Origin of the sequence: Priestia megaterium (assembly GCF_041941685.1) — a bacterium.
Taxonomy (GTDB): Bacteria; Bacillota; Bacilli; order Bacillales; family Bacillaceae_H; genus Priestia; species Priestia megaterium_C.
Map to the genome: position 1 here is coordinate 794,488 of NZ_CP130958.1, position 21,981 is coordinate 816,468.

Genomic DNA, 21,981 nt, shown 5'->3' on the forward strand with positions numbered 1-21,981 from the left:
ATATAGATTTCAAGTTATAGGATATATAAGAAATATGTATTAGAGTTATTGATCCTATGTTCTTTATAATAAAATTATCCATTATCTCCTTGGATGATATAAAGTCGAAAGGAGAAACACGATGAGTGTTGCATTTCTATTTCCAGGACAAGGCGCACAATATGCTGGTATGCTTCATGATATAAAAAATAAATGGGGATTAGCGCCTACGTTTGAAGAAGCAAGTGAGGTTTTAAATCAAGACGTATTATCATTAGATTCGTCAGAAAAATTGAAATATAATAAAAATGTTCAGATATGTCTTTTTATTGCAGGAGTGGCTACGGCTAGGTCGTTTAAAAACAAAGGATACTCGCCAGACGTGGTAGGAGGGCATTCAATAGGGGCGTTTGGAGCAGCAGTTACATCTGAAGTGTTATCTTTTAAAGAAGCTCTTCTTCTTGTGAAAAAAAGAGGGGAACTGATGGAAAATGCTTATCCTGATGGTTATGGTATGGGGGTTGTGATGGGACTGCGTGAACATCAGCTTCTCTCTATTGTACATGAACTATCAACTGATGCAGCTCCTGTGTACGTAGCGAATCTAAATTCTCCTGATCAAATAACGATTTCTGGCACCTTAAAAGCAATTGAGAAAGTTCTTGAAAAAGCATCTAAAAAAGGGGCTAGAAAAACTAAAATGCTTCATGTAACGGTGCCTTCTCACTGTCCTCTTATGGAAGGAGTTTCGAGTGAATTACGAAAAACCATAGCGGAAGTGAAAGGAAAGGACCCGGCCGTTCCTATGATAGGTAATTGTAAAGCTCGGAAATTATGGAAAGCTGCTGATATTAAGGAAGATTTGGCAGCGAGTGTTGCCCTGCCCGTCCGTTGGCATGATACGACGGAAGTTATGTATGAAATGGGCACAAGATTGTATATTGAAGTGGCTCCAGGAAGAGTGCTAACGGATTTGGCTGCTAAGAGCTTCCCTGAAGCAAGGGCTATTTCGGCAGCCGAATCTACGATGAAAACTTTGCTAATTTTAATGGAAAAAGAAAAAATGTAAGCGTATTAATTTAGAAGTGTCAGAAAGGAGCTAGAACATGAATAGCATAAAAAAAACTTCAAAATCATGGACAACTCGCCGAGATCACAAAGCAGCGCGCCTTGCGAAAATAGACCATCTTCTTAAAGGAAAGTTATTGGGTAATGAACACATTATTGAAGCGTTAGAATTGCTTATATCACCCGGAGATAAAGTAGTGCTTGAAGGAGACAATCAAAAGCAAGCATCTTTTTTATCAAAGGCGCTGAATGAAGTAAGCGCTGATAAAATAAACGGCCTTCATATGATTATGTCTAGTATTTCACGTCCGGAACATCTCGACATATTTGAAAAAGGAATTGCTGAAAAAATTGATTTTTCGTACGCCGGTGCTCAAAGCCTTCGCGTGTCTCAAATGATTGAAGATGAGACGTTGAAAATGGGAGAAATTCATACATATCTAGAGCTTTACGGACGCCTTTTCATTGATTTAATTCCGAACATTGCCTTAGTGGCTGCTGACAAAGCGGATGCACAAGGTAATTTATATACAGGAGCAAATACGGAAGAAACACCAACCATTATCGAAGCAACCGCGTTTAAGGATGGAATTGTTATTGTGCAGGTAAATGAACTTGTTGAAGAACTTCCGAGAGTTGATATTCCGGCTTCTTGGGTTGATTGTATCGTCGTGGCGGATCAGCCTTATCAATTGGAAGCTTTATTTACGCGAGATCCTCGTCATATTACAGAACTCCAAATTTTAATGGCTATGATGACGATTCGAGGTATCTATGAGCGCCACAGCGTACAATCATTAAATCATGGCATTGGCTTTAATACCGCTGCAATTGAGCTTTTGCTGCCTACTTATGGAGAAAAGTTAGGACTGAAAGGTAAAATATGCAAGCACTGGGCTCTGAATCCCCACCCTACGTTAATTCCGGCTATTGAAAGCGGATGGATTGAGAGCGTGCACTGCTTTGGCGGAGAAGTAGGAATGGAACAATACACAGCAGCGCGTCCAGATGTGTTTTTTACAGGACGCGACGGCAGCCTGCGCTCAAACCGTGCGATGTGTCAAGTGGCTGGTCAATATGCGGTAGATGCTTTTGTAGGATCAACTTTGCAAATAGATGGAGAAGGAAATTCTTCTACCGTCACATCTGGACGTTTGTCAGGGTTTGGCGGAGCGCCTAATATGGGGCATGACCCTAGAGGCCGCCGACATTCTACGCCTGCTTGGTTGGATATGATAAACGAGCAGCACGAACTAGCGAGAGGCAGAAAGCTAGTTGTTCAAATGGTTGAAACCTTTCAATCAGGAAACGAGCCTGTTTTTGTGGAGTCTTTGGATGCGATAAAGGTAGCGAAACAAGCAAGCTTAGCTACTGCTCCTGTCATGATTTACGGGGATGATGTGACGCATGTTGTAACGGAAGAAGGAATTGCTTATTTATATAAAGCACAAAGCTTGGACGAAAGAAAAGCAGCGCTTGAAGCAGTAGCAGGGGTAACACCTATAGGCCTGCGACATAACCAAAATAAAGTGGAAAAGATGCGCAGAGATGGCCTAGTGGCTTTTCCCGAAGATTTACAGATTCGCCGTACAGAAGCAAAGCGTTCATTATTGGCAGCAAGAAGTGTCGAAGATTTAGTAGAATGGTCGGATGGCTTGTATAATCCGCCTGCTAAATTTAGGAGCTGGTAAGGAATATGCGTATTCAGAGTATTCAAGAAGAGCCAAGACCAGCTGTGTTTTACTCATATTTAATAGCTAAAATGGCAGTTACCACTCTGATTGATGAAGCGGTGCTTACACCTAAGCCTGGGCTTGTAGATGCAGCAACAACTGGATCTCATCAAGATATGAATATTGAGACGCTGTTAACTTCTGCTTATGCTTTACAACCGACCTTTTTACAGATTGCATTATATAGTCAAGGAAAGCAGCCAAGTCAGATGCTAAGGGAAGAAATTGCTCGAATTGGACGCGAGGGTGAACAAATTATGTACGCGGCTACAGATGGTGTTAATACACACAAAGGAGCCATTTGGGCATTAGGTCTACTTGCGTCTGCAACAGCGGTTTGCGGCATTCAAGCATCACCTGCATCCATCACAGAAGCTGCAGGACAAATTGCTCGTTATGCAGATCGTTTTTGTCCTCTGCATTCATCTAATGGACGTCGTGTGAAAAAACAGTATGGCGCAAAAGGAGCGGCTGGAGAGGCGAAACAAGGATTTCCTCACGTAATTCATATAGGCTTGCCTGCTTTACATAAAGCTCGCAAGCTAGGCATACATGAAACATCAGCAAGGATTGATACTTTAGTAACACTAATAGCCAATCTTGATGATACGTGTATTTTGCATCGTGCTGGTCCGGTTGTGTTAGAGGAGGTTAAAATGGCGGCATCCAATGTGTTAGAAGCTGGAGGGGTATCTACATCAATGGGAAAACAGCGGCTAGAAGCGTTAGATCATATACTTCTATCATCTAACGCTTCTCCAGGCGGAAGTGCAGATTTGCTGGCTGCTGTATTATTTTTAGATCGAATATCTCTTTTTAAAGAATCGTAAACGTCTGCAGGGAGGAGTGGCTAATGGAAACGTTAGTGTTTAAATACAAAGCCGATCGAAAGTTAACTCAGCGCGCGCATGTAGGCGTTGTTGGTTCAGGGGATTTAGAAATTTTAATGGTTCCTTCTGATGAAGAACATGCTCACGTATCAGTACGAACAGGAAGTGAAGGATTTAGCGAAATCTGGAAATCCGTATTAGACCGGTTCTTTAGTGTTCATACCATTCAAGCGAAAATTGTAATTAATGATTTCGGTGCTACGCCTGGTGTAGTCGCCTTGCGTCTTGCACAAGCTTTGGAGGTGAGTGAAAATGGGAGTGAATAATCAAAGCTTTATTGAGTTAAATGGAAGAGAACGAGCGCAGGCAATCTTAGATCAAGGAACATTCTGTGAGCTGCTTGGCCCTTTTGACGGAATCGAATCGCCTCATTTACCTAAGCAAAATATTGTTCCTCAAAGCGATGATGGTGTCATTATAGCAGGTGGGCTGATAGCAGGAGAGCCAGTCGTTGTCATTTCAATAGAAGGACGATTTCAAGGGGGTGGCATTGGTGAAGTATCGGGAGCTAAAATTGCAGGAGCTTTAGAACTAGCCCTTAATAATCACAAAAAAGGTGTTCCTGTTAGACCTGTTTTTCTATTCGATACAGGAGGGGTAAGGCTCCAAGAAGCGAATTATGGACTTTTGTCGATATCTGAAATTGGCTCAGCTGTGGTTGCTTTGCGTGAGCATACACCTGTTGTCGGAGTTATTTCAGGAAATGTAGGCTGCTTTGGAGGAATGTCCATCACTGCTTCACTCTTTAGTTATCTCATTATGACAAAAGAAGCAAGGTTTGGCCTTAACGGCCCTGAAGTGATCGAACAAGAAGCAGGGGTTGAAGAGTTTGATGCAAGAGACCGAAGCTTAATCTGGAAAACGATTGGCGGTATTCAACGCTATGAAACCGGGTTTGCAGATGCCTTAGCACAGGATGATGTCACTGCTATTCAACGAGCGGTTCAAGAGACGTTTCAGAAGAAAGGAAAAGTAACTAGTAAAACAGAACAAGTAGATTTTTACAGACATTTGCTTAGTAAGGTTGATCCTTCAGAAAAACTGGCTCCTGATCAGTTTCAAGAATTGTATAAAGCAACAAAAAATGAACCTATCCCTTCAACAGTCTCTTACTCGTTGAATGAAGTTCCAGGCAACATGCCCAACAGCCGCGGTCGCGTGTGGATCAACGCCTTAATAAATGATGAAGAAGCAGATTTTGAAATCCCTTCCGTTCTTTATAAAGACGCATTGCTAGGAAGAGAAAAGGTCCGATATATATCGGTTGTACCTAATCCTTATAATCGTTTCTTACGTGCACGAAAAGGGGAAGTAGGACTAGATGAAGGATGGGCAATTGCCAAGCACGTTCGTGAAGTAATAAAAGAAGATCGAAATCAATCTCCGCGCCCTATAATTGCCATTGTGGACGTACCGAGTCAAGCGTATGGCTATCATGAAGAACTTCTAGGTATTCACTATGCTTGCGGTGCTGCGGCTGATGCTTATACAGCAGCGCGCTTAGCAGGTCATCCGGTTATTACGTTAATTGTCGGAAAAGCAATTTCAGGAGCATTTTTGGCTCATGGATACCAATCAAATCGAATTGTGGCTTTAAAAGACGAAGGAGTGAATGTTCACGCCATGTCCAAACAGTCGGCAGCGCGCATTACTAAAAGAAGTATAAAAGAACTTGAAGAAGCTTCAAAGAAAGTCCCGTCCATGGCTTATGATATTGAATCATTTGCCTCACTTGGCGCTTTATATGAGCTGGTTAGCGGTATTCAAGCAGAACAGCCCACAGAGCGCGACGTTCAAACGATTCAAGATATTTTGACTGGAGCAGTAGAAGATGTACGCCGTGAAGGTGTGTACGATTTAAGCACCCGGCTATACAGTGAGCAAGCAAGGAAGGAAGGGCGAAAAGCTTCTTTAGTAGTAAGAGGTGAGTTGGAAAAACAATGGAATATATAGCTCATGATTTGCTTCAGTTAACAGAGGAAGCAAAGCTTATCAGTTATACACCTATCCCCGATTGGGTGGAGCATTCTTTAGCGAAGGCTCCGTTTGTAGTTGTAAGGCGGGCTGTTTACCGAGATAGCCTGATACCTGTTGGAGTAAGAGGAGAAAGAAGAAATCAGCGTTTTGGAGCATTTGTATCTAAGCAGGCCGTTAAACAAAGAATTAGGCCGGAAGATCTCGTTTCTATTTTTCAAAACGGCCACTTTAGAAACATGCCAGCCACAGGTGCTTTAAAAGAAGTCGCTATTATTTTAAAAGATTTTGCGTGGGGACCAACTGGCAGTGTGGGATTCGAATTTGCAAGTGGTGCCGAAGTTGTTACAACAACTAGTGATCTGGATATACTTATTCGACTTTCTTCTTATTTGTCGGTGGAACAAGCGCAACTGATAGTTAATCAGTTAAAAGAGTGTCCAGTTTCTGTAGATGTACAGGTAGAAACAGAAAAAGGAGCATTTTCTCTGGTGGAATATGCAAGGGGAGAAAAGACCCTGCTTCTGCGTACTGTATATGGACCTTCCTTAGTAAAACTGAATCAATTAGTATAAAAGACGGAAGAGGTATTTGCACCTTTTCCGTCTTTTCAATTAATACCAGCTTTTTTCCTTGCTTAACAAGCGCTTTGCTTCAAAAAAGAATATTTGAATGAACTTTTTAGTGTTAATGCGAATCGGCAAAATTTTAGAATCTCCCTGCAATTCTTTCATTTTTTTACGAACGGCTGTAAAGTCAAAAAACTTAGAAGCATAATTTTCAAACTTTGGATTTGAAAAATCTGTTAATCCAATAGAAGCAAAGTGGTTTAGTGAGTGAGTAACTGCTCGTCTTATTCGCTGTTCACAAGCTTTGGTTTCGCGGTTAATTTCAATGGAAGACGCGTGAGCTCCCAATTTTTTCTCCGCAACATTCACAAAAATATTTTTTAGAGAAGGGAAATGTTTTTCGACACTTTCTCTTTGATCATAAGTGTACAGAAACTGTAAAATATCCAGTAAATCTTTTGCACCATTTTCTCCTACAATACCTAACTCGGCTAATAAGAATTTTCCTACATCGTATAGATGGGCTTGTTTCGTTATCGGCTGGCTTGAAGGGGGAGCGTGATGAGCTGTCGCTAAACTATTCAATGAGGTCTTAATATCATCGATTGATTTTTCAAGGGAGATTCGTTCCATTACTTTTCGAATAACCGTTAAAATTTCAATTCGATTAATTGGTTTTGTAATATAGTATTCAATTCCTAATGAATAGGCCTCTCCTATCAATTCTTTGGATTCTACCTGTGAAATCATAATCATTTTTCCGTTAAATGAATCTTTTAAATGACGGATCGTCTCGATTCCGTCCCGTCCTGGCATAAGTAAATCGATAAATAAAATATCAATTTGTTTTAAATTTAACATAGAAGCATCTAAAAAGCTTCCGTCGACGACTTCTTCTACAACTTCTCCTAAATCCTCATCTTCAATCAGCTGACTGAGTGTTGAACGAATAGCTGAATCGTCATCTGTAATACAAAATCGCATAAACTCATCCTTTCTGAATTAGATTACGAAGGGGGATTTGAATGATAAACGTCATTCCTCTGTCTTCTTGTGTAGCTTTAATCGTACCTTCAAGTTCTTGAACAATATCTTTTACATAAGAAAGACCAATGCCAGTAGAGGGGTTTCCAAATTGATCGTATTTTGAGGTGAAACCAGGTTCAAAAATAGCTTTTTCGTACTTCAAAGGCACGCCAGGACCGTTGTCTTGTACATGAAATTCTACATGTTCAGCTTGTCTATGTACCGATAAAACAATCCTTCCTTCATCTTTAATCGCTTCCACTGCGTTGGCTACCAAGTTATTAATGATCGATAAAATGGTGTAAACGTGGTAGCTGAAATGTTCCCCGTTTACAGAAGAAAAAAAGGTAATTTGTTTGTGAAGAGAATCGGCATATTTTTTGTTGATGCGTACGATCAGCTCGATTAATTCCTCTGCTTTCATATAATTTTGGAAACTTTCATTTGAAATTGTTTTAGATAAGCCCGCAAAAATACGCTGGTTGTCTTTTTTTACTTCGTGAATATCTCCCGCAATCCGAAGCGCTTTTTTACTGAGCGTTTGGTTTAGCACAGAATGATCTTTTTCCTGCTGATTTAATACACGGTATAAATCGTACGAAGCTTTTGTAATCGCTTCTGTATTATGAAGGGTCTTCTTTAAATGAACGGTTTCTTCATAAAGGCTTGTGATGAGCATTAGCATGTGCTCATTTTGTTTGCGAATTTGACGTTCTCGTGACTGTGATTCATAAATCGTCATCATATTAAAAAAACTAAGTACAATGAAGCTGTGAGCAAAAGCAATAACGGCCATGTCAGATAATGAATCGACATGGATTGTTGTGTGCAAAACTATATACTGCGCAGTTAGTTCCACTATATCAGCAGCAATTTCAATGATGAGTCCAATCAATCCAATTACAATAGCACTATAGTTCATGCGGCTTACCTTAAAAACAAAAAATAAAAGTGCATACGTAAAGTAGAAGAAAAACGTAGGGTAATGCGTATGTGCAGAAGCCGAAAATTGAAAATGATCGAGCATGATATAATCGAGCATGATGCGAAAGAGAACGACGCTTAAAGCGGTTAACAAGCCCCCGGCTAAAACGGTTTTCCGTTTTAAAAGCAACAGGAAAAAGAAAAATGTAGGAGCTCCAAATGTAATTCGAAATGTTTCATTTAACGGATAAAATTTTAACTCTCCCGCCAGCGGGACAGTAATGAGCATGAGCAATAAAATGTACGGATCTTTTCGAATGAAAGATTTAAAATTCAGATAATTTCACCTCCTGAAGTGATTCGTGAATTAGTATACATTGTGACAGCGTCCAGCACAATGGAGAAGAGTGCCAAAGATAAAAATATAATTCCAAAAAGTTTTGTAGGTTTTTGTATGCTCTCGTAGGTTGCATTGTACATTAAAAACGAAAATGAAATCTCGCTTTATGAAAGCGCTTTAAAATAAAAAGGTAATTAAGTGATGAGGTGATTTTAATGAAAAGAGAAATTGAACAGGAAATGTCTTACTTACAGGTCACTGCAAAAGAGCAGTTACATGAGTGGGTAGAGCAAATAAAAGAATTTTCTTCAGAAGGAAAAACGGCTGATTACATTCCAGCTCTGAAAGATATGGACTCGTCTCAATTAGGTATTTGTTTGATTGGTGCTGACGGTACTGTTATTCAGTCTGGAGATTATGAATCGGTATTTACTCTTCAAAGTATCTCTAAAGTCATTAGCTTTATAGCAGCTTGCTTATGCTGCGGCATTCCTTATGTGCTAGAGAGAGTGGATGTAGAGCCAACTGGAGATGCATTTAATTCTATTATAAGACTGGAAATGCATAAACCAGGAAAGCCGTTCAATCCTATGATTAACGCCGGTGCTTTAACAGTTTCATCTCTTTTATCTGGGGAGACGGCAAAAGAAAAATTAAGCTATTTGTTTGATGTGATAACAATGCTTACCGGGAAAACACCACTCATTAATGAAACGGTCTTTAAATCAGAATGGCAAACGTCTCATCGAAATCGTGCGCTTGCCTACTATTTAAAAGAAACGAACTACTTACAAGGAGAAGTAGAAGAGGTTCTAGAGGTTTACTTAAAGCAGTGCTCAATTGAAGTAACGACTGAAGATATTGCACTGATTGGATTAATTCTGTCATTAGACGGATATCATCCAGTGTTTCACAAACAAGTAATTCCAAAAGAAGTAGCTAAATTAACAAAAGCGCTCATGCTTACATGCGGTATGTATAATGCTTCAGGAAAGTTTGCGGCATTTGTTGGTATGCCAGCTAAAAGCGGTGTATCGGGAGGAATCATGTCATTGGTGCCACCTAATACGAAAAAGCAGTCTCCATTTCCAGATGGATGCGGTATCGGAATATACAGTCCAGCTATTGATGAGTACGGGAATAGCGTAAAAGGCGTTACGCTGCTAAAAAAAATCGCAAAAGAATGGGATTTGAGTATTTTTTAGTCTATTTACGTACTCTTCATTCGCTTCAATAATATAAACACCAAGAGAAAAAACTTTCATGTTTTGCATTTGTTCTACCAAATTTTTTAATGAGGTGATAGGCATGCAACAAGCAGTCGAAAGTGTGATTAGCGTCATCAATGATTTTTTTTGGTCGAATTTATTAATTATTTTACTTGTATCCATTGGTATTTATTTTACGATTCGCTCTCGTTTTTTGCAGTTTCGCATGTTGAAAGAAATGGTACTTGTTTTGAAAGAAGGACGAGCGGCTAAAGGTGGAGGAGTCTCCCCGTTTCAAGCTTTTTGCATAAGCATGGCAGCTCGAGTAGGAACGGGAAATATTACAGGGATAGCGATTGCTATTGCACTTGGTGGCCCGGGTGCTGTATTGTGGATGTGGATTATTGCCATTATCGGTTCAGTATCAAGTTTTGTAGAAAGTACACTCGCTCAAATTTATAAAGTAAAAGGATCAAACGGGTTTCGAGGAGGACCCGCTTATTATATGGAAAAAGGGTTAAATAAAAGGTGGATGGGCGGGCTATTTGCTGTACTCATTACACTATCATTTGGCCTGGTGTTTAACGCTGTGCAGTCTAATACGATTACGCTAGCATTTGAGAACTCTTTTGGAACAAGCCGCTTGTTGATTGGGATCATTATGACATTTATATTTGCGATAATTATTTTTGGCGGAATCAAACGCATCGCCAAGATATCGGAATACATCGTGGTCGTATTAGCCGTTTTATACATCGGAATGGCTCTGTTCATTATCTTTAAAAATATTGATCAAATGCCTGCGGTTCTATCTCTAATTGTGAAAAATGCATTTGGGTTTGAACAAGCGCTTGGGGGATCAATTGGTGCAACGTTAATCAACGGAGTAAAGCGCGGACTGTTTTCCAATGAAGCAGGAATGGGAAGTGCTCCCAACGCCGCGGCAACTGCAGTGACGAGTCATCCAGTTAAACAAGGTCTTATCCAAGCATTTGGTGTCTTGACGGATACACTCGTGATTTGTACAAGCACAGCATTTATCGTTCTCTTATCCCCCGCCTATAAGCAGGGACTAAGCGGCATTGAATTAACGCAGGCTTCTCTTAGTACCCATATAGGCTCTTGGGCATCAGGGTTTTTAGCTATCATGGTATTTCTATTTGCTTTTAGTACGTTAATTGGGAATTATTATTATGGAGAAACGAATATTGAATTTTTAAATTCAAATAAGGTGTGGCTTTGGTCTTATCGTGTAGGTGTTTTAGCGATGGTTATTTTTGGATCGGTCGCTCAGCTTCAGCTTGTATGGAATTTGGCAGACTTATTTATGGGGATGATGGTAGTCGTGAACTTGATTGCTATTTTTCTATTATCGAAAGTGGCATTTTCTGCCTTGCATGACTATACTCAGCAGAAAAAGGAAGGGAAAAATCCAGTCTTTTATAGAGATGCGCTAGAAAACAATCAAAATATTGAATGTTGGGAAAGAGAATCTACTCCATCCTCTTCTGAAAAAGAGAATATTATCTAAAAAAAGTTCAGCCAATTGGCTGAACTTTTTTTATGCGTTTTTCTTTAATTCAGATTGCGCAGTGTCTTTAGAAAATAATGTTTCTTTCACACCGTTAGTTGCTGCTTTCGTTTTTGCCGCAAAGATTGGATTTAAAATAACAACTACGAGTAAGTTAGATAATAATCCCCAGAACCCTTCATAAAGACCAAATGAATTTCCTGTGGCATGAACGGTAAACGTTACAACCAGCCCTACTACTAATCCAGCAATCGTACTTTCTTTCGATTGATTTCTCCAAAACAGGCTGATAACGATAGCCGGGAAGATTTGTACCATACCGGATACCCCTAGTAACTGTAGGGAAACAAGTGCTTGAGGGAATAATAAACCGAATAAAAGTGCCAGTCCAATAACAATGAAAACCATAGAACGAGTAACCATTGTTAATGTTTTACCCTGTACATTTGGATTAATTAAATCTCTGAATATATTATTTGCAAATAAGTTAGACGCTCCGATAGCCATGATAGAACATGGAATTAATGAAGCAAGAGCAATCGTTGCATAAGCTAACCCTTGGCCAATGCCGCCATATGAATATTGAATTAAGGTTAATAATGCTAATCTAGGATCCGTCGTATCTTGAGGTAATACTTGATAAGCAATAAATCCTAAGAAGATGACTAGAATTAAAACAATATTGTAAAGCGGTAAGAAAATAGCATTTTTACGAAGCGAATCTGCACTTTTAGCAGTGAAAACACCTGTAGCAGCGTGGGCCCACATGAATAAAGCTAAAGCAGATACGAGTGATGCTGTAATAAACCATGGAATGCCTTTAGGTCCTTGTGTTGGGATCGTTAATAGCTGAGGTGCATCCTTTGCAACATTGTCGATCATGTTGCCCCAGCTTCCAAAATGCATAATTGGCAGAGAAACAACCATAAATAACATAATCGCCCATACTAAAATATCTTTAATAATTGCCGTATATGTGGGACCTTTAATTCCGCTGAAAAAGGTATAAAGAGCCACAAGAAAGAATGAAAGAATAACGACAGCTTTTACGTTAATGTAGCCAGTTCCTGCAACGCGAAGAGTATCTTGAATACCGCTAAGCTGAAGATCAATATATGGAATGAGCATCAATACACCTACTATAGCAATTAAAGAGGAGAGAAATTTACTGCTAAAACGTTCTCTGGCATAATCAGCAAGCGTAGTAAGTTTGTGCTTTTTAGCAACAGTCCAAAGCTTTGGAAGAAAAAAGTATGAAATTAAAAAGGCTAAAACAGAGTAAGGAATGGCAAAAAATGCGATGCTTCCTCCCTGATAAGCTGTACTTGTAAGACCTAGGAATGTATAAGCAGTATATAAATCTGCTCCTACTAAAAGCCAGACGAGCAGGCTTCCAAAACGTCTTCCACCTACAGCCCACTCTTCAACTGAGCTTCTAGATGATTTGTCACGTCCCGCTATAAAGCCAATTGCGATAACGACAAGAACAATTGCTGATGTGATTAAAAGTGCGGTTAAATTTCCTTGCATTATTCAATGTCCCCCCAAGATTTTTGTAAACGATAAATGATAAATGTACACACAGGCGTTAAGAAGACCCATAAAAATAACCATAAATGCAAAAGAGGTAATCCAAAAATAATTGGATGAATGTTATTTACAAAAGGTAAAAAAGCGAATTGAGCAATAAATGGAATGATGAATAGAATAAAAATTATGAATTTTCTGTTCAATTTTACTCCTCCTACTAAAAATTTATCTAACAATGTTCACTATGATAGCAAGTCTGACATGGTAAAGCAATAAGTTTTTTGAAAATTTCGTTATAATCCATGGAAATTTTTTTAGAAAAACAAAAAAGAGCTTATGATGAGAGTATATTTGAAATGATTATGAAAGAAAAAAGGGGAATAATCTAAGCGAAGTTGCTCTTGAAGCAAAAAGAGAATGGAAAAGAAGAAATTTAGTTCTGACCGGGAAGTTTTTGTTATTTCGCTGAGATAAAGTATATTGCTATTGCATTATAAGAAAAGAATTTGTATGTTCAAATAGAGATTCATGGAAAGAATAAAACGGAGCAAATAAAAAAACTAGACAATAAGTGCTTGTCTAGTTCCACCACTCTGTCAATGGTCCTTTGTCGCCATAAACAGGATCTGTTGTAGGAATAGGTACTTGTGCAATTTCATCAAATACGTGAGGGCGATCAGTTTGTTTTCCTGTTCGTAAATTGTAATCCATGCCCTCTGGATAAGCTCCAACCACTTTAAAATCAGCAGTTGACTGCAGACGCATATGCCCTGTTCCTGCAGGAAGTACGAGCACATCGCCAGCATGCACTACGATATTTTCCCCCATATGTCCACCTAGTTTTAAACGTGCAGATCCGCTAATTACACCTAGTGCTTCATGAGAATTGCTGTGGTAATGGTGAAAATCATATATGCCGCCTACCCAGCTATTTTTCCAGTTGTGAGAATTAAAAATGCTCTCCACTTTCTCTTTCTTACTAATAAATACGTGTTCATACAACAAAACTGGAAGACGAGGGTGATTTGGAATGGTTCCGTCGTCATCAAAATAAAGAACTTTTACATTTGCATAATTCATAAGCATCCCTCTAACAATCTTTTTTCGTAATTTTCCCTGTTTTTTGCTTGCGTAAACAGAGAAGTTTGCTCGAAGTACTTCATTTGTTGCGAAGTGCATGATATGTAGGTTTTAACGTTTTCCTAAAAGAAGTCTCCCACTTCAAGCGTAGCTAAGTGGTGGGCAGTTCACTTTAGTATCTTTTCTTCATATTGTATATAAGTAAAGGGTCTAGTGCAAGAATTCTATGGATATATAGCTGTTAATTCTTACTTTGTAAATGAATAATGTATATTAATATAATTTTTAGAAGGTAATCTGCTCGTGGAGTAAAAGAATCAAATAATAGAAGAAGTTAGGATTTTAGTTATTTTTATGATTAAAAAGAGATTTTCAGAAGAAAAATTCGGAATTTTACGAATAATTTATTATTTTTAGAAAAGTAATGTAAACATTTTTGTGTATTGAGTAATAGTAATGAATGTTATATACTGATAAAAAATATATTCCTATATGTGACTGGCGCAACATGGATGACCATGGGGGAGCATATAGCGTATAAGCCGCGCGCCTGGGCAAACACTTGAGAAAATTTCGCAAGTGTTTTTTTTATTTTCCTAGGGAAGAGGAGTAGATTTGGATGAGCAATATGCAAAGGAAGATGGGAACATTTGCTTTGACCATGACAGGCATAGGTTCGATTATCGGTTCGGGATGGTTGTTTGGAGCATGGAAAGCAGCTCAAATTGCGGGACCCGCGGCTATTTTTTCATGGGTTATTGGAATGGTGGTTATTTTGACCATTGCTCTATCATATGCTGAACTGGGCGCGATGTTTCCACAAGCAGGGGGGATGGTCAAATATCCTCAGTATTCACACGGATCATTTATTGGTTTTTTGGCTGCTTGGGCTAACTGGATTTCAATCGCTTCAACGATAACAGTGGAGGCTATTGCATCTGTGCAATATATGAGTACTTGGCCGTGGAAATGGGCTCGCTGGACTCATGAATTAGTAGACAATGGCATTTTAACGTCCAAGGGGTTGGCAGTTGCGTCTTTGTTATTATTCGTTTACTTTTTTGTGAACTATTGGACGGTAAATCTCTTTGCTAAAGCAAACTCATTTATTACGATTATTAAATTAATAATTCCTGGTTTAACGGCAGGAGCTTTATTTTTTGCTGGTTTTCATAGTGGAAACTTTTCAAGTGAGCATGGGGTAGCACCTTACGGATGGGCCAGTGTTTTAACGGCAGTGGCAACATCAGGTATTGTGTTTGCATTTAATGGGTTTCAAAGTCCTGTAAATATGGCAGGAGAAGCAAAATCACCTAATAAATCGATTCCGATAGCTGTAATTGGTTCAATTTTTATTGCAGGAATTGTATACATTATATTGCAAATTGTCTTTATCGGAGCAGTAAGTCCGTCATCAATTGCTGATGGATGGAATCATTTGAATTTTAATTCTCCTTTTGCTGATTTAGCGATTGCGCTTGGAATTAACTGGCTAACAATTGTGTTATACGCAGACGCATTTGTTTCTCCTTCCGGCACAGGTGCTACATATACGGCAACTACTTCTAGAATGTTATACGGGATGCAGCAAAATGGATACTTGCCAAAGATATTTGGTACTCTTCATCCACTTTACAATGTCCCGCGCCCAGCCATGTGGCTAAATTTAGCAGCTTGCTTCTTGTTTCTCTTTTTATTTAGAGGATGGGGTGTCTTAGCAGAAGTGATCTCAGTAGCGACGCTTATCTCTTATATTATGGGTCCTGTAGCACTTATAACATTAAGAAAAACGGCTTCACACTTTTACCGTCCATTTTATTTAAAAGGGGCATCAGTTATTGCACCATGCGGCTTCGTTTTTGCTTCCTTGACGCTTTACTGGGCAAGGTGGCCACTTACAGGTGAAGTGATCTTTATTATGGCAATTGGCTTGCCTGTTTATTTTTATTACCAAGCGAAAAATAAATGGGTGGGCTTTAAAAAAGAGTTTTTAACCGGGGCTTGGATGCTTATCTATTTAGCGTGCATGATTTTTATTTCCTACATAGGAAGCGAAAAATTCGGAGGCAAAAATATTTTGCCTTTCGGATGGGATATGCTAGTGATTGCTTGCGTATCATTAGCTTTTTATTACTGGGGAATTAAAAGTGGCAAATCTAACCGATATATGAAAGAAGCTGAACAAATCAATCAAGAAAATTTTAAATCTAAATAAAAAAACACGAGCCCGTGCTCGTGTTTTTTTATTTAGGTGAACGGAGAATTTAGACTTAGTTTTTATCAAAATATTGTAAAAAATATAGATTTTATTAAGTGTTTATACAGCGGGAACCTTTATTTGGGATAAAGTTCTAAAAAAACAAAATAAAGGAGATTAGGCAGCTGTGAAAAAAATGAATGTTTTGGCTTTGGCTTTTGTACTTATGCTAGTATTAGCGGCTTGCAGCAGTTCTAAGGAAACGGGAGGATCCACTTCGGCTAAAAATAAGGCGATTGAAGCATCCATTGACAGCGCATCTTATATTTTAGTAGATAGTGATGAAGGAGCTACAAGTGAAGAAAAAGGGCTGTTAAAAGTTGATTTAAAAGTGAAAAATGTATCCAAAAACAGTATATCTTTATCGGATTATGACGGTGTGTATTTATACGAAGGAGATGAACAGCTGTCTCCAAAAACGGGAGTGAACAGTCGTGAGCTTGGACTAGAAAGCAGTGCATCTGACAAGATTGGCGCTGGAAAGCAAAAAAATTAAACGTTTGTCTTTGAAGTCAAAAAAGATAAAAAGTACAAAATTGGGCTTCAGCCAAAATCATCTGATTATGATGAAGAAATTGACGAAGTGACATTAACACTGGATACGAAAAAATACGCGAAAAGCTATAATAAGCTGCAAGACCCAGAAAAAGCTCTGCAAGCTTATACAGAAGTCCTTTACTTAAACAAAGAAAACGTAGACTATGATAAATATGTAACAGCAGACAAAACAGCTGTCATAGAAGAACAGAAAAAAGCGTTTAATGAGGAATTAAAAGGTGCGTTTTCTAACAGTTTAACCGACAAAGCAAAAAAAGATTTTTTTAACATGTATAAAGATGTTTTAAAAGAAAAAGCAAGTGTGAAAACAAATGTGATTGCGAATGCAAATAATAAAGCCGTAGTAGAAGTGGAGTACACTACTCTTAATTTATCAGACTTATATTCGTACGTATCGCAGCTTAAGCGAGCGTATACAGATGAAACGAAAGATTACGATACAGAACACTCTGAAGAGTTTGCGGCTTCTAAATTCAAAGATATTGTAAATAAATCAACGAGTTTTTTGTAAAGCTAAATTTATCAAAATATGCTAGTATAGGTTCATTCATTCTTTTATTCTTATTATGATAGGCATCAATGGAGGTTCTTACTAATGAAAGCAAATTATTGTAAAGATACAAAGGCCGTTCGAACGAGCCGCATTTTTCCTAATGATATTAATAATCACAATACGTTATTTGGCGGAAAGTTAATGAGTGATATTGATATGATTGCGTCTATTTCAGCTTATCGTCACAGTCGTACTGAGTGTGTGACAGCTTCAGCAGACTCTATTCATTTTCTGCACCCTATTACGCCTCAGGATTCTGTATGTTTGGAGTCATACGTATCATGGACAGGTCGTTCATCTATGGAAGTGTTTGTGAAAGTGATTAAAGAAAATTTAAAAACCGGGGAGCGTCAAATTGCAGCCACATCATTTTTAACTTTTGTGGCAATGGATGATGATGGAAAGCCCCGTGCAGTACCGGAGCTTATTCCAGAAACAGAAGAAGAAAAATACCTGTTTCAAACGGGGGCAGATCGCGCTGCCACGCGTAAACAAGTGCGTAAAAAAAGCAATGAACTAGCCTCGGTATTGGATTTAGGACAACCTTGGTAGCATAAAAGAGAGGCCGAGACAAAAGTATTTTAGCTCAAATGAAAAACGAACCAGTGATCAAAATGTTTGATTAGTGGTTCGTTTTTTTTGTTATGGCAAACGTAGGTTTCGTCTGTTTCGTTCTTTCTAGCAGTTGATTGGAGGGCAAGACGAAGACTCCCGGGGGAAAAGCGGAAGCGACGAGGAGGCTCAGCAGCCACCTGCGGAAAGCAAAGTCTTGCACAGAAATCAACTGCGGTGTCACAAGCGGTTCAGCTTATGTATCCCATTTGTTCGTCTTTAGATTGGATTCATTTAGTTATGTCTTAACCTCTTTTTTATATTTGATTAATCTCCTCTCCTGAACGAGAGGAGGAAATAAAATTATATGAAATTTATTTTCGTTCATGGTAATATGGATTTAATATAATTTTCTAAAAAGTTTAAAAAGTACAACATTTATGAAGAAAGGTGTCGTGTCTAATGGTAACAGTAGAAGCAGCAGAAAGACAAAACAGCAGCACTGCCCTGCGCCGTGATGTAAAGTTTCTCGGTCAATTGTTAGGAAAAGTTCTGGTTCACCAAGGTGGAGAAGAACTGCTTAGCAAAGTAGAAAAAATACGCGAAGTAGCAAAATCACTTAGAGAAAACAAAGATGAAGTTATCTATAAAGAAATAAAAAATGAAATCGTTACTCTTGAACAGCCGATGCGCGAGCAGGTTATTCGGGCGTTTGCAGTTTATTTTCATTTAGTTAATATTGCAGAGCAAAATCATCGAATTCGTCGCAGACGCGAATATCAGCAGCAAGAAGATTCTATTATGCAGCCGGGCTCATTGGAAAGTGCCGTTGTTTCGCTTAAAAATAATGGCGTGGCGCCAGACGTAATTGCTAACTTGCTTCAAACTCTATCTCTAGAGCTCATCATCACTGCTCATCCAACAGAAGCCACTAGACGAAGTGTCCTTGATATTCATAAACGAATGGCTGAGCTTCTGAAAAACTTGGATAATCCAACGTTAACAAAACGTGAACGTACGGAAATTGAAGAAAGACTGTTTAGCGAAGTATTAATTTTATGGCAAACAAATGAACTGCGAGATCGCAAGCCGACCGTGATGGATGAAGTATCCAATGGATTATATTATTTTGATGAAACGTTATTTGAAGTGCTTCCTCAACTTCATCAGGAGTTAGAAAATTCATTGCAGGAGAATTACCCTGAAGAAAATTGGAAGGTGCCTAATATTCTTCGATTTGGTTCATGGATTGGCGGAGACCGAGATGGAAATCCAAACGTAACTCCTAAAGTAACGTGGCAAACGCTTGTCAAACAAAGGAAGTTAGCTATTCGTAAATATAAAGAGTCGCTTACTCAATTGAGACAAAGGTTAAGTCAGTCTACAAAAAGAGTCGCAGTTTCAGATAATCTTCTTGATTCTATTAATCAAGAAATATCGTTGCTGCCTGAGAAAAAGCGATGGAGAATCAAACACGAAGTATATCGCTGCAAGCTTACGATTATGCTTCATAAATTAAATTTAGTTGGAGAATCGGAAGCAGGCTATCAAAGGTCGGAAGAACTTCTAGATGATTTATTTCTAATCAAAGATAGCTTGCAAAAGCACCAGCCTCAGGATTATCAGTTAAAAAGCTTATGTAAATTAATTCGCCAAGTTGAGCTGTTTGGTTTTCATTTAGCAACGCTTGATATCCGTAATCACAGCGGGGAACATGAAGCGGCAATCAAAGAAATTTTCCATGCTGTTTCTTTAGCTGAAGATTATTCAGCGTTAACAGAAGAGAAAAAAGTTGAGCTGCTAGGGAAGGTTCTTCAAGACCCAAGACCTGTGATATCATTTGTAGAGAATTACTCTAAAGAAACGCAGCAAGTAATTGAAGTATTTAATATGATACATCGAGCACATAAAGAATTTGGAGAAAGATCTATTGAAGTCTACTTAATCAGTATGACGCAGTCTGCAAGTGATTTGTTAGAAGTCATGGTACTCGCCAAAGAAGCGGGTATTTACCGCCTTCATGCAGATGGCCGCATTGAAAGTAAGTTAAATATAGCTCCGCTGCTTGAAACGATTGATGATCTCACAGCAGGTCCTAAAATCATGGAACAGCTATTTCAATTAGATTTTTATCGAGAGCACCTAAGGAAACAGCAGGATTTGCAGGAAATTATGCTTGGCTACTCAGATGGAAGTAAAGACGGAGGAACGCTTACTGCTAATTGGAAGCTCTATAAAGCGCAGCAGGAAATTCACGATATGGCGAGGAAGTATCAAGTTCGTCTGAAGTTTTTCCATGGCCGAGGCGGCTCACTAGGCCGAGGAGGTGGGCCGTTAAACCGAAGCATTTTATCTCAGCCTGTTGAGACGCTAGGAGACGGCGTCAAAATTACAGAGCAAGGAGAAGTTCTTTCTTCTAGATACTCTTTATATGACATTGCTTACCGAAGCCTTGAACAAGCGGTCTCAGCTCTTCTTACAGCGGCAGCAAATGTTTCTCAAGAAGCTGAACAATGTGATATTCGTACACATGAATGGGAAGAAACAATGGACGAGATTTCAATTGCTTCTTTACGTAAGTATCAAGAGCTTGTTTTCAAAGATCCAGACTTTTTAACGTACTTTAAACAAGCTACACCTCTTCCTGAGCTGGGGGCTTTAAATATTGGGTCACGTCCAATGAGTCGAAAAGGAAGTGATCGCTTTGAAGACTTGCGAGCAATTCCGTGGGTATTTGCATGGACGCAAAGCAGACAGCTGCTTCCAGCCTGGTACGCTGCAGGTACAGGCTTACAGCATTTAGTAGAGAAATCCGGAGATATACAGCTTCTTCAGCAAATGTATAAGGAATGGCCATTCTTCCGCTCGACCGTCGATAATCTGCAAATGGCCTTAACAAAAGCAGATTTAATGGCAGCAAAAGAATATACGGAGATGGTACAAGACCCGGTTATTTCAGAGCGAATTTTTACCGCTATTAAAAAAGAGTATAATGTTACGAAAGAAATGATTCTTCGAATCACGGGTCAAAAAGAATTAATGGATCATCTTCCTACGATTAAAGAATCTATTAAATTACGAAATCCGTATGTGGACCCTCTAACCTTCTTACAAGTTAAGGTCATTTCCAAGCTGCGTGAAGATGAGGCTGAAACGTTAAATGAAGAACTTTTAAAAGAAGCGTTATTAACGATTAACGGCATTGCAGCAGGGTTGCGTAACACAGGCTGATGATACCAAAAGACACCTCAAGAAAACAAAAGAGGTGTCTTTTGTTTATTTTTCTCACATAAAGAACTGCCTGTCAGTTCCCTCTCTTTAAAGAGAACTTCCGTCTGTTAAATAGGCACTGAGAAAAATCAATGATAAAATAGAGAGGAAATGGTAATATTATATAAAAAAATGCGAGTGGTGGGGTAACTAGATTGAATATGGAGGACGAGGATAATGGTAAAAAATTCGCAAATCTTCATTGAAGCTGACTCCGAGAATTCTATATTTATTGGACTGGAATTTTGTGAGTATACACAAAAAATGACTCCTACTTGTTTGTCCAAACAGCATATAAATGTGTTTATTCATCCAGAAGAACTCACTGTGGAATTTAAGAAAACAAAAAGTGATAGAACTATCGACGATTTTCATCTGATGCATATCGTTCCGGTTCATTGCTTTAATTATTTATTATGTTCGATTTCGCAAGGTATTGTTACAGATGTTCAGCTGAAAGCGGTCGGTCATCAAGGAGAAACGTTGTTTGAAGAAAATCTTACATTGAAGTTTCATGAAAAAGCGACCGATTATGAAGAAACACTCTCATTTTTCAAACATTTAAATCAAGAAATACAAAAACAGACGAAAAAATATACGGCCAGTTATATGAGCTCATAATAAAGCAAGCTGCGGTTTTTAAAACCGCAGCTTTTATTCGTTTAACTGAAAAAATTATGTTAGAGATGCTTACAAAGCAAGGGATTTTTCAGTGGGAAATTGATAAAGTAAAAATAAGAGAAATCAGTGGACAGAAAAGCTTTTAGCGGCTGGCCGCTCTTTATTCAATATATAAGGGTTAGGTTTTAAGATTAAAAAAATAGCGATGAATACGTATTGTCATTGTAGATGAAGTGCTAAGGTCGCTCTATCTGCAATCATGTAGAATCTTCGCGCGCTTATAGTCTGTTTTACGGAACGAAAAAGCTGCGGAATTAG

The 21,981-nt window shown here is 38.7% G+C and carries 19 protein-coding genes and 1 riboswitch; of the genes, 14 read left to right on the forward strand and 5 right to left on the reverse strand.

The features are described 5' to 3' along the window. The first annotated feature begins 121 nt into the window (after positions 1–121). Genes mdcH through Q5794_RS04265 form a run of 6 tightly spaced genes read left to right on the forward strand, consistent with a single transcriptional unit; the run spans position 122 to position 6,219 of the window. Positions 122–1,048, forward strand: coding sequence for a malonate decarboxylase subunit epsilon (gene mdcH / locus Q5794_RS04240; protein ID WP_374988721.1), 927 nt, complete (start codon positions 122–124; stop codon positions 1,046–1,048). A gap of 37 nt (positions 1,049–1,085) precedes the next feature. Further along, on the forward strand, positions 1,086–2,738 hold the full coding sequence (gene mdcA / locus Q5794_RS04245) for a malonate decarboxylase subunit alpha (protein WP_374988722.1): 1,653 nt from the start codon (positions 1,086–1,088) through the stop codon (positions 2,736–2,738). Between the two features lie 5 nt (positions 2,739–2,743). Beyond that, positions 2,744–3,610 carry a triphosphoribosyl-dephospho-CoA synthase gene (locus Q5794_RS04250; RefSeq protein ID WP_214984819.1) on the forward strand — a complete coding sequence of 289 codons (867 nt, stop codon included), beginning with the start codon at positions 2,744–2,746 and terminating at the stop codon, positions 3,608–3,610. A gap of 23 nt (positions 3,611–3,633) precedes the next feature. Continuing rightward, complete coding sequence (locus Q5794_RS04255) at positions 3,634–3,936, forward strand: malonate decarboxylase subunit delta (RefSeq protein ID WP_214984822.1); 303 nt, start codon at positions 3,634–3,636, stop codon at positions 3,934–3,936. Then, positions 3,923–5,623, forward strand: a complete 1,701-nt coding sequence (gene mdcD, locus Q5794_RS04260) for a biotin-independent malonate decarboxylase subunit beta (RefSeq protein WP_374988723.1) — start codon at positions 3,923–3,925, stop codon at positions 5,621–5,623. Before Q5794_RS04255 ends, mdcD begins: the two co-directional genes overlap by 14 nt. After that, positions 5,611–6,219, forward strand: coding sequence for a malonate decarboxylase holo-ACP synthase (locus Q5794_RS04265; RefSeq protein ID WP_192996646.1), 609 nt, complete (start codon positions 5,611–5,613; stop codon positions 6,217–6,219). The genes mdcD and Q5794_RS04265 overlap by 13 nt, the downstream gene beginning before the upstream one ends. 39 nt (positions 6,220–6,258) lie before the next feature. On the opposite strand, the gene Q5794_RS04270 is transcribed toward Q5794_RS04265, so the two are convergent. Together Q5794_RS04270 and Q5794_RS04275 are read right to left on the reverse strand one after the other, a co-directional pair. Continuing rightward, positions 6,259–7,197, reverse strand: a complete 939-nt coding sequence (locus Q5794_RS04270) for a response regulator (protein ID WP_164797132.1) — start codon at positions 7,195–7,197, stop codon at positions 6,259–6,261. A 4-nt stretch (positions 7,198–7,201) separates the two neighbouring features. After that, positions 7,202–8,452, reverse strand: a complete 1,251-nt coding sequence (locus Q5794_RS04275; RefSeq protein ID WP_214985619.1) for an ATP-binding protein — start codon at positions 8,450–8,452, stop codon at positions 7,202–7,204. 266 nt (positions 8,453–8,718) lie between these two features. Here Q5794_RS04275 and Q5794_RS04280 point away from each other — a divergent pair, with 266 nt between their 5' ends. Both Q5794_RS04280 and Q5794_RS04285 read left to right on the forward strand, forming a co-directional pair. Beyond that, positions 8,719–9,708: a glutaminase gene (locus tag Q5794_RS04280; RefSeq protein ID WP_214984828.1), complete on the forward strand. Its 990-nt coding sequence runs from the start codon at positions 8,719–8,721 to the stop codon at positions 9,706–9,708. A 103-nt stretch (positions 9,709–9,811) separates the two neighbouring features. Continuing rightward, entirely contained in the window at positions 9,812–11,242 is a 1,431-nt protein-coding gene (locus Q5794_RS04285) for a sodium:alanine symporter family protein (RefSeq protein ID WP_214984830.1), read from the forward strand. A gap of 30 nt (positions 11,243–11,272) precedes the next feature. Here the strand turns inward: Q5794_RS04285 and Q5794_RS04290 are convergent, their stop codons facing one another. The 3 genes from Q5794_RS04290 to Q5794_RS04300 all read right to left on the reverse strand — a co-directional run bounded on the left by Q5794_RS04290 (position 11,273) and on the right by Q5794_RS04300 (position 13,951). Further along, complete coding sequence (locus Q5794_RS04290) at positions 11,273–12,772, reverse strand: sodium:solute symporter (protein ID WP_214984833.1); 1,500 nt, start codon at positions 12,770–12,772, stop codon at positions 11,273–11,275. Next, entirely contained in the window at positions 12,772–12,975 is a 204-nt protein-coding gene (locus Q5794_RS04295) for a DUF3311 domain-containing protein (RefSeq protein WP_013055514.1), read from the reverse strand. The genes Q5794_RS04290 and Q5794_RS04295 overlap by 1 nt, the downstream gene beginning before the upstream one ends. 376 nt (positions 12,976–13,351) lie before the next feature. Beyond that, a complete protein-coding gene (locus Q5794_RS04300; RefSeq protein ID WP_080754378.1) occupies positions 13,352–13,951 on the reverse strand; it encodes a cupin domain-containing protein in 600 nt (199 codons plus the stop codon). Positions 13,952–14,336: 385 nt separating this feature from the next. Beyond that, positions 14,337–14,415, forward strand: a riboswitch (ZMP/ZTP riboswitch). A gap of 56 nt (positions 14,416–14,471) precedes the next feature. Between Q5794_RS04300 and Q5794_RS04305 the strand changes: the two genes are divergently transcribed. The 6 genes from Q5794_RS04305 to Q5794_RS04330 all read left to right on the forward strand — a co-directional run bounded on the left by Q5794_RS04305 (position 14,472) and on the right by Q5794_RS04330 (position 21,663). After that, positions 14,472–16,067 (forward strand): APC family permease, encoded by a 1,596-nt coding sequence (locus Q5794_RS04305; protein ID WP_214984836.1) that lies wholly within the window; start codon positions 14,472–14,474, stop codon positions 16,065–16,067. Positions 16,068–16,236: 169 nt separating this feature from the next. Beyond that, on the forward strand, positions 16,237–16,605 hold the full coding sequence (locus Q5794_RS04310) for a DUF4352 domain-containing protein (RefSeq protein ID WP_251033923.1): 369 nt from the start codon (positions 16,237–16,239) through the stop codon (positions 16,603–16,605). 87 nt (positions 16,606–16,692) lie between these two features. Beyond that, positions 16,693–17,178, forward strand: coding sequence for a DUF5105 domain-containing protein (locus Q5794_RS04315; protein ID WP_311592073.1), 486 nt, complete (start codon positions 16,693–16,695; stop codon positions 17,176–17,178). Between the two features lie 84 nt (positions 17,179–17,262). Continuing rightward, positions 17,263–17,772, forward strand: a complete 510-nt coding sequence (locus Q5794_RS04320; protein ID WP_013055518.1) for an acyl-CoA thioesterase — start codon at positions 17,263–17,265, stop codon at positions 17,770–17,772. Positions 17,773–18,234: 462 nt separating this feature from the next. Beyond that, complete coding sequence (ppc, locus tag Q5794_RS04325) at positions 18,235–21,003, forward strand: phosphoenolpyruvate carboxylase (protein ID WP_214984839.1); 2,769 nt, start codon at positions 18,235–18,237, stop codon at positions 21,001–21,003. Positions 21,004–21,219: 216 nt separating this feature from the next. After that, positions 21,220–21,663 (forward strand): hypothetical protein, encoded by a 444-nt coding sequence (locus Q5794_RS04330; protein ID WP_214984842.1) that lies wholly within the window; start codon positions 21,220–21,222, stop codon positions 21,661–21,663. Positions 21,664–21,981: the final 318 nt, after the last annotated feature.

Bases quoted from the DNA above. Each gene is read 5' to 3' on its own strand.
- mdcH (WP_374988721.1), top strand. From the start codon at position 122: ATGAGTGTTGCATTTCTATTTCCAGGACAAGGCGCACAATATGCTGGT.
- mdcA (WP_374988722.1), top strand. From the start codon at position 1,086: ATGAATAGCATAAAAAAAACTTCAAAATCATGGACAACTCGCCGAGAT.
- Q5794_RS04250 (WP_214984819.1), top strand. From the start codon at position 2,744: ATGCGTATTCAGAGTATTCAAGAAGAGCCAAGACCAGCTGTGTTTTAC.
- Q5794_RS04255 (WP_214984822.1), top strand. From the start codon at position 3,634: ATGGAAACGTTAGTGTTTAAATACAAAGCCGATCGAAAGTTAACTCAG.
- mdcD (WP_374988723.1), top strand. From the start codon at position 3,923: ATGGGAGTGAATAATCAAAGCTTTATTGAGTTAAATGGAAGAGAACGA.
- Q5794_RS04265 (WP_192996646.1), top strand. From the start codon at position 5,611: ATGGAATATATAGCTCATGATTTGCTTCAGTTAACAGAGGAAGCAAAG.
- Q5794_RS04270 (WP_164797132.1), bottom strand. From the start codon at position 7,197: ATGCGATTTTGTATTACAGATGACGATTCAGCTATTCGTTCAACACTC.
- Q5794_RS04275 (WP_214985619.1), bottom strand. From the start codon at position 8,452: ATGCTCATTACTGTCCCGCTGGCGGGAGAGTTAAAATTTTATCCGTTA.
- Q5794_RS04280 (WP_214984828.1), top strand. From the start codon at position 8,719: ATGAAAAGAGAAATTGAACAGGAAATGTCTTACTTACAGGTCACTGCA.
- Q5794_RS04285 (WP_214984830.1), top strand. From the start codon at position 9,812: ATGCAACAAGCAGTCGAAAGTGTGATTAGCGTCATCAATGATTTTTTT.
- Q5794_RS04290 (WP_214984833.1), bottom strand. From the start codon at position 12,772: ATGCAAGGAAATTTAACCGCACTTTTAATCACATCAGCAATTGTTCTT.
- Q5794_RS04300 (WP_080754378.1), bottom strand. From the start codon at position 13,951: ATGCACTTCGCAACAAATGAAGTACTTCGAGCAAACTTCTCTGTTTAC.
- Q5794_RS04305 (WP_214984836.1), top strand. From the start codon at position 14,472: ATGAGCAATATGCAAAGGAAGATGGGAACATTTGCTTTGACCATGACA.
- Q5794_RS04320 (WP_013055518.1), top strand. From the start codon at position 17,263: ATGAAAGCAAATTATTGTAAAGATACAAAGGCCGTTCGAACGAGCCGC.
- ppc (WP_214984839.1), top strand. From the start codon at position 18,235: ATGGTAACAGTAGAAGCAGCAGAAAGACAAAACAGCAGCACTGCCCTG.
- Q5794_RS04330 (WP_214984842.1), top strand. From the start codon at position 21,220: ATGGTAAAAAATTCGCAAATCTTCATTGAAGCTGACTCCGAGAATTCT.